Raw genomic sequence first — 7110 nt, forward strand, 5'->3', positions numbered from 1 at the left:
AACGCTTCAAGTCGGCACGCCAGCTTCAGCGGTTCGTTTCCATCCATGATCCGATTGCCAACCTGTTCCACTTTCCCCGCAATGCGCTGTCATCGGCTCAACATCGAGACCTGCGTAACGCCGCCATGCAAATCTGGAACAAAAATCGCGTGTCTCGCCGCAGCGTGACAGCCGTCGCGGCCAGCTATCGCTGCATCAATCCGCTGATAACTTTACAGTGCCCTTCGGAGATCCCATGCTTGGGAGCCAGGTCCAGCATGTCCGATCTATCCACATTACAAATGCAACCCGTTTCGACGTTGACGCTTCAAAATTTTGGATCTTCATTAAAGGACGCGCTCCAATCGGCGCATCCGATATTGAACGGAGGTCCATTTGCCGCTCGGAAAACTTACATCATCTCACTCGGGGCTCAGTCAAACTGGAAACAGCGTTCGGCTATCTCGTGAACTGAGTGCGCTTCTGGACATTATGCAGACGACTATGCACCGATGGATGATCCGATTCTGTTTCTGGAATCTCGTGAACGTCGGCTATAGCATTGCTAAGAGCTGTTAAGTCCCGAGATGAAAAACAAACGAAAAAATTGCAGCTGAGTATCCAGGTTTATTGAAGGATCGCTTACATGGCCGATGATGATATGTCCGACGTCGAGAATCCGGAGGTTTCTGCTGACGAAGTCGATGGTTCCGCGAGACGATTGTCAGCGCTTCGACTCAACGCAAATTGACGCTCCGACGCCGCCACGTATCAAGAACAACTACATAGTGTCGTTGGAGTTGAAAGGTTCATTCACGTCACTTGCTCAAACTCTGCAGAGGGCTGACTAACAAAGGAAGATAAGGATAAAGCGCAGGATCTCCCAGCGAGCGTAACGGAAAGGCTTCTGTCGCGTCGGGGGGCGAGTCCGGCAGCACCAGCGAGCCGCAGCGGCCGCGAAGCAGTAGAGCTGGCCTCGACACGCGAACTGTGGCGAGCCTAGGTAGATGTTGATGTTGATCCTACCCTATCACAGGATTTCGAGTCACTTCGTCGGTCAAAGGAGCAGCCATGGCTACTGTGAAAGTCGATATCAATAACTTCCAGTCGGAAGTTCTGGAATCCGCGGCACCCGTCGTCGTCGATTTCTGGGCCGAATGGTGCGATCCCTGCAAGATGATTGCTCCGAGCCTCGAGGAAATCTCCGTCGAGATGGAAGGCAAGATCAAGGTCGCCAAGCTCAACATCGATGAAAACCCGGAACTCGCCGCCCGATTGGGCGTGCGCTCCATTCCGACGCTCGCGATCTTCAAGGGCGGCGAAGTGGCCGATTTCTCGGTCGGCGCCAAACCGAAGACAGCTCTTTTGAACTGGATTTCGAGCCTGATCGATATCGCTCAATCTGTACCCCAATGAAAAGACCGTAGATTCGCCCCGTAAAGCGGTAGGGCTCACAGTGATTTATGGGCGTTTTGTACAGGGCTCAGCCCTTTGAGCTTCAGCCTGATGTCGGAGCGATCGAGTGGCGAAGAAGCTTTTCCTTGCGGCGTTGTCGAGGCAGTTGCCGTTGCGTGAATGCTGCGGCTTTCAAGCATGCCGTTGCAGGCTCGCGTGACCGCACTCAAACCAATGATGCCCTGTTGTTGACAGGCTTTAGGCGACGCGTTTTGCTGGATCGGAGAGGGAATATGGGCAGCACCGGAGAGCTGGTCGGACAAGCAGGGCGTCCTGATAGCGAAGGAGGCCCGCACCGCGTCTCCGACGCAATGTCGGACCAGCAGAAGACGCTCGAAGCGACGCTTGCCATCGCCGGCGCGGTGGTTGCCCGCGACGGCAATCTCGACGGATTTTCGGATCCAGAGTTGGCCGATTTGGTTAACAGCTTCAGCAGATGGCCGGACCAGCAGAAGACGCGTGAAGCGACGGTTGCCATCGCCGGCGCAGTGGTTGCCCGCGCCGGCAATCTCGACGGATTCTCGGATCAAGAATTGGCCAATCTGGTGAACGGTTTCGGCAAGTGGCCGGAAGAAGAAAAAGCACGCAAGGCGATCGTTGCCATCGCCGGCGAGCTCGGTTCCAAGGGCCGTCGCTTCAGTACTTTCAGCACGCCTGCGCTAGTCAGGATCGCCAACGGTCTGTCGCGGGGTATCGAGGGGGGAGAGATCGCCGGCGAGGTCGCCGAACCCGCCTTGCTGAAGGACCGGCTGCATCAGCTGGCGCACTACCTCCAATATGCCGAGGATCGGCTGCAGCAGGCCGATGTCCATGCTATCGCGAGTATATTCAAGGCGTTGGGCAAGGCGCAGTTGTTGGACGATCTCGGTGCGCTGGCACAGCCGGGGCTGGACAGGCTCGAGGTGTTACGTGCCGCTCCCGGGTTTGAGCTCGACAACAACCTCGAGACGATGGGCAATCTTTGCGCCTCCCTGCTGCCACTAGCTCGCAGCCCGAAGTCGGCGTTGCGCTGGCACCGCAGGTCGGCGCTGAACCTGCTCAACGCCATCCAGCCGGTGGTGGAACACAAGATCGATGCCCATCTCAAACCAGGCCAGGCCGAGCGCACCAGCGGCGCCAATGCAAGCCGCTGCCCGGCGCTTTCGATCTATCAGGTGCTCAAGACCCGGGCGGTGCTGGAGACGCTCTACCGGCGGTCCTATGTCGAGGGCGACGAGCTCGCCTTGCGGGCCAGGCAGGAAGAGCTGCACGGCAAAACCAGGCAAATCCTGGACAGTGCCCGTGCCCTCATCTACGCCGACCTTTCCTCCATGAGCTGGAGCGTGATCGCCGAGATCGAGGCGAAGGAGCCGCTCGAAGCGCTTGACACCTTCATGTCGCAGAACGCATCGATGATCCAGGCCCAGCATGCAGCCGCCAGCTTCGATGTCCATCGGGTCCTTCAGGCCATGGACCACGAGCCGAGACCGCCGCAAGGCGATGCCGGACTGATGCGGCTGCCGGTGGTCGACATGCAAGGCCGGCCGCTGGCCAGCGAAGCCGAGTTGCGCTATTCCATTTTCCACCGCTTGACCTCGGGCGCGGTGAAGGTGGTGGCGGTGCAGCTAAAGGGAACTCCGACTGGCGCCATGCTGACACGCACGTTCACCGTGGAGGGCGTGCCCTACCGCATGGACCTGTTCGGCGGCAGCAAACTGAAGCCGCCGCAAAAGAGCCTGAACCAGCTTGCCTCTCACCTGCCCTTCGCGGTCGCAGAGGCTCCAAGCGGCAAGCTTTTGGCGATCCCCTATGCCGAGACGGCTCCGGGTACGGCCTTTGAGCAGCTGTCGCGGGCCTGGGCGCCGTTCAAGGAAGCCTATTACTATACCCAGCGCCGCGGATTTGCCGCGCCGCCGGGCATCCCCGACGTTGGCCCGCATGATTATGCGCTGGAAGGGGGCTTCAAGCTGTCCCTTCTGCCCGACCGCCCCGCAGGCGCAGTGCATCCCTTCCGGTTCGAGGGGCGAGACGGCGAGATCGCCTTGCGGCCGCATGACGGCTGCGGCTTCATCAGGGCCTCACTGGCCGAGCGCATGCCGGCCATTGCCCGGGCTCGCCACGACGCTCCCGAGCGGATGCCTGCCTATGCCGATAAAAGGCTATCGGCGGTACCGCCCTCGGCGCTGCAACATTATCCGCGTAGCGTCGAGGTGGCACAGGAGACCCGCGAGAAGGCTCTGGCTTGGCTCGAAACCCATCCAAGCCTCACCGCCGAGGAGCTGTTCCGGACGGTCACGGGCGGGCATATCGAGGGTTCGAGCGCTATCGCCGTGCCGTCCAGCGACGAATGCCTGCATGTGCCGACGGGCAAGAGCAAGACCTTGACCCATGACGCTGGCGTGCTTGTCGGACGCTCCCCCTATGACAAGCCCAACCTGCGCCCGTTCGCCGCCGACCGGGTCAGGTCGGCGCGCGATGGCGATCGGACCGCGGCGTTCCTGGATCGGTGCGTGGCCTTCCAATACAGCTTCAACGTCGCGCACAGGTCGGGGGCTGGGCTTGCCGCCGACGATCCGACCTTCTTTGCCAAAGGCATCTTGATCGTTGTGCCCGACGAAATGTGGCCGGCGGACTTCGCCGAGCGCGGGGTGGTGATGTCTGCCGAGGACGTAAAGTGCCATTCGCGCTGGCTGGAGGAAAAGGACCGGGTCAAGGCCGACACCGCGCTCGAGTGCGTCGGCATCCTGCAGGCGACGGAGGTGTTCGCGCCCGGCTCTTTGGTTGCGGTTCCGAGCGCCGAACAAAAAATGCTCGACGGCGATTTTGACGGCGACTCCGTCGTCATCATCGGCGACCAGCCTCGCCTTTACGAGCATGTGCGCCAGTTCGACGCGCAGCTGCAGGCGCGCGGCATCGCCTCGATGAAGCCGCCGAAGTCGCACACGCCGGCCATTGAGAAAGGCGGCTACCAGTTCAGCCGGTCCAAGCAGATCCTGTCGGCCACCGGCCTGGTGCTGGAGACCTACAGCTGCCTGCAGCGCAACGTGCTGGCGCAGCCGCTGGAGGCGCAACGCTGGTTTGCCGAGCGTGCCATCTTCGGCACCTACGAGGGCATTCATCAAGAGCTCAAGGCCGACATCCGCGCACTGTTGCAGGAAGATCGGCCGGATGGCCAGACCCTCCATGAGCTCATCGCCAGGGCGAGGGAAGACAGCAAGGCTGCCAGGCATCCGGTGGCCTGCGAACTGGCCGCGTTGCTAGTGGCCGAGCTCCAGGACTGGAACCTGCAGCTCAAAAGCGAGCCGGATCATGAGCAGTCGGACGTCAAGCAGCAGTTAGCGCGATACGTGGGCTCAACCGGCGCGAAGCCTGCCGTCAGCGCCGACGCCGGCGCGCTCTTCCCGAAACTCAGCGAATCCTATCCGGCAACCGCTGACGCCAGGAAGCGCATCGACTTCCTGCTCAACCACTACCAGCCGCGCATTGATCCGCGGCCCGACGGCTACAACCCCGACGATCTGCATGAAAGCGCCATCAATCTGTTGAGCGTCGGCATCAAGGTCGGCACGGACGCCTACAAGTCCGATACCGGTGCGCGGGTGTTCATGCAAAAAACCGCCGAATTGGAGCGGCTCTTGGAGCAGAGGCCGGGCTTCAAGTCGGCGCCCTATGTCAAGGCGCAGGCGGCAAAGCTCCACCAGGGCCGGTTCGACGTCGATGGCAGCCTGGCGGATCTGAAGGACAACCCCACGCTAGCGGCCTCGGTCATGGAGGCCTCGATCAGACTCGCCGTCGAAAAGCGCATCCTGCCCAGCGCCTTAGCAATCTCGGCCGACCACGACCCCGCCAGCAGGATAACGCTGAGCAGCGAACAGGCCCTGGAGCGCGCCAGGCTCGAAGCCGCCCCCGCCGAAGCGCAAGAAAGCGCGATTACCGAAACTGTGCATGCGGTTGCCGAGCTTTTGCGGCAGGACGGCATCGAGGTGACGGTGCCGCATCTTGACCAACGGTCGCGCGGGCAGGTCTGGATAGCCGACGAGTTGACCGGCCAGAGCGTGAGCGCGGCGCCGGAGGCCCAACTGGTCACCGATGCCGTGCGCCATGTCTTCGAAATCCCGGACGAGGCTTTTACGCGCGCCTTCAGGAAGGCGGCACTGGCCTTCGAGGAGCGAGACTGCAGCGAGGTCGAGACCACCAACTGGTTCATCATGGACAAGCCGCGGTTACGCGGCGTTCACACGGCGTTCAGAACCGCGCAGAACTATCGCTTCGAGGTCGAGTTCCATACGCCGGCCAGTTACCGGGCCGAGCTCGCGCAGCGCGCGCAGAGCGAATGCGAGCGGGTCCCCATTCCCCGTGGCGCCTTTGAGATATTACACTGGGGCTCGTCAGGAGAAAGCAGGTCGAGGGCGGCAGGGACCTTCAGGTCGCCCACCGTCGCAAGACAACAGATTGCGGTCGCTCGCTCGCCGCAAGCCGGCGAGATCCTCGCGGCCCTCGGTACGCGGCCGGTCGTGCTCGTCGGCATGCCGGCGAGCGGCAAGTCGACCATCGGCGCCCAGCTTGCCAAGGAGTTGGGGGTGGAGTTTGTCGACATCGATAAGCGTATCGTCGCCGAGCACGGCAATCTGATGGAGATGTTCGCCGACCCTGGCCGCGGCGAGGCGCACTTCAGGGACCTGGAGACCAAAGAGCTCGCGAAGCAGCTGGAGAGAGGGCCCATAGTCATCGCAACCGGCGGCGGCTGCTTTGGCAAGGAGTCCAATCAAGCCCTGATCCTTAATAAGGCGAGGTCGATCTGGCTCGACACCGAGCTGAAAGAACTCCGCAGGCGCCTCAAGATGGACACCAGCCGGCCGCTGCTGCAAGTAGCCGACATCGAGCAGAAGGTTGACCAGCTGTACGAAGAGCGCAGTCCGTTCTACCAAAAGGCCGATATCAGGTTGCCCCTCGTCCCGCCCTTTCAAAAAGACAAGAAGGACGCCCGCATTTGCGTGAAGGAACTCTACGCTTTCCTGTGCAGCGACAGAGAAGCCCCTCTGCCCGCTGCCGAGATATCACATGTCTCCGGTGCTTCCGGCACCGCCATCAGCATGTCCCCAACAGCGCAGCGCATGCACGATGATCATCACAACGGCTACGATTGCGGGGCCGGCGTCGTGGAAACCATCCAGGCACCCGCGGCACCATTGAGTGAAGGGGAACGACCGCCGACCCTCGACACCCTCACCGCCGACCCGCAGCCTTTGCTGGCCGGCAATAACGCACGAGCGGATTTAGCATCTTGCACGAGAAGCAGAGAACGCTCAAGTCGAGGAGGATAAGCCCCTCACCAAACCTGCGAAAGAACCCTTGATTGTTGCCGCCTAAAGCTGCGGCCAGTCTCCCTCGTGCGTATCAGGCGCTCGACCATCGTATCCATATCCTCGCCAGCCTCGACGATATCAATCCAGTCCGGCGCAATATCTTCCGGCAGGGCACCGTAAAGTTAACCGACGGCTGATGAAGATGTGCGAACATGGGCCATGTCAGAAGTTGCTCGTGATCCGCTTTATCGTCGCCACCGCTTTCCCGCCGAGATCATTGCGCACGCGGTATGGCTCTACTTTCGCTCCGCTCAGCCTGCGCATGGTTGAGGACATGTTGGCGGCCCGCGGCATCATCGTCACGCATCAGACCATTCGAAGCTGGGCGGAG

At 61.3% G+C, this 7110-nt stretch carries 3 protein-coding genes and 2 pseudogenes; 4 read left to right on the top strand and 1 reads right to left on the bottom strand.

What is annotated here, in order from left to right:
* Both NKH19_RS32740 and trxA read left to right on the top strand, forming a co-directional pair.
* A pseudogene (locus tag NKH19_RS32740) lies at positions 1 to 143 on the top strand (IS6 family transposase); the annotation flags it as partial.
* Between the two features lie 907 nt (positions 144 to 1050).
* Complete coding sequence (gene trxA, locus NKH19_RS32745) at positions 1051 to 1395, top strand: thioredoxin (protein ID WP_352983842.1); 345 nt, start codon at positions 1051 to 1053, stop codon at positions 1393 to 1395.
* A gap of 35 nt (positions 1396 to 1430) precedes the next feature.
* Here the strand turns inward: trxA and NKH19_RS33735 are convergent, their stop codons facing one another.
* Positions 1431 to 1697 carry a hypothetical protein gene (locus NKH19_RS33735; RefSeq protein WP_502911100.1) on the bottom strand — a complete coding sequence of 89 codons (267 nt, stop codon included), beginning with the start codon at positions 1695 to 1697 and terminating at the stop codon, positions 1431 to 1433.
* Here NKH19_RS33735 and NKH19_RS32755 point away from each other — a divergent pair.
* Together NKH19_RS32755 and NKH19_RS32760 are read left to right on the top strand one after the other, a co-directional pair.
* Entirely contained in the window at positions 1668 to 6737 is a 5070-nt protein-coding gene (locus tag NKH19_RS32755) for a shikimate kinase (protein WP_502911101.1), read from the top strand. The genes NKH19_RS33735 and NKH19_RS32755 overlap by 30 nt on opposite strands.
* A gap of 201 nt (positions 6738 to 6938) precedes the next feature.
* Positions 6939 to 7110 (top strand): annotated as a pseudogene (locus NKH19_RS32760) (IS6 family transposase); the annotation flags it as partial.

Origin of the sequence: Mesorhizobium sp. M1338, from assembly GCF_040318045.1 — a bacterium.
Classification (GTDB): domain Bacteria; phylum Pseudomonadota; class Alphaproteobacteria; order Rhizobiales; family Rhizobiaceae; genus Mesorhizobium.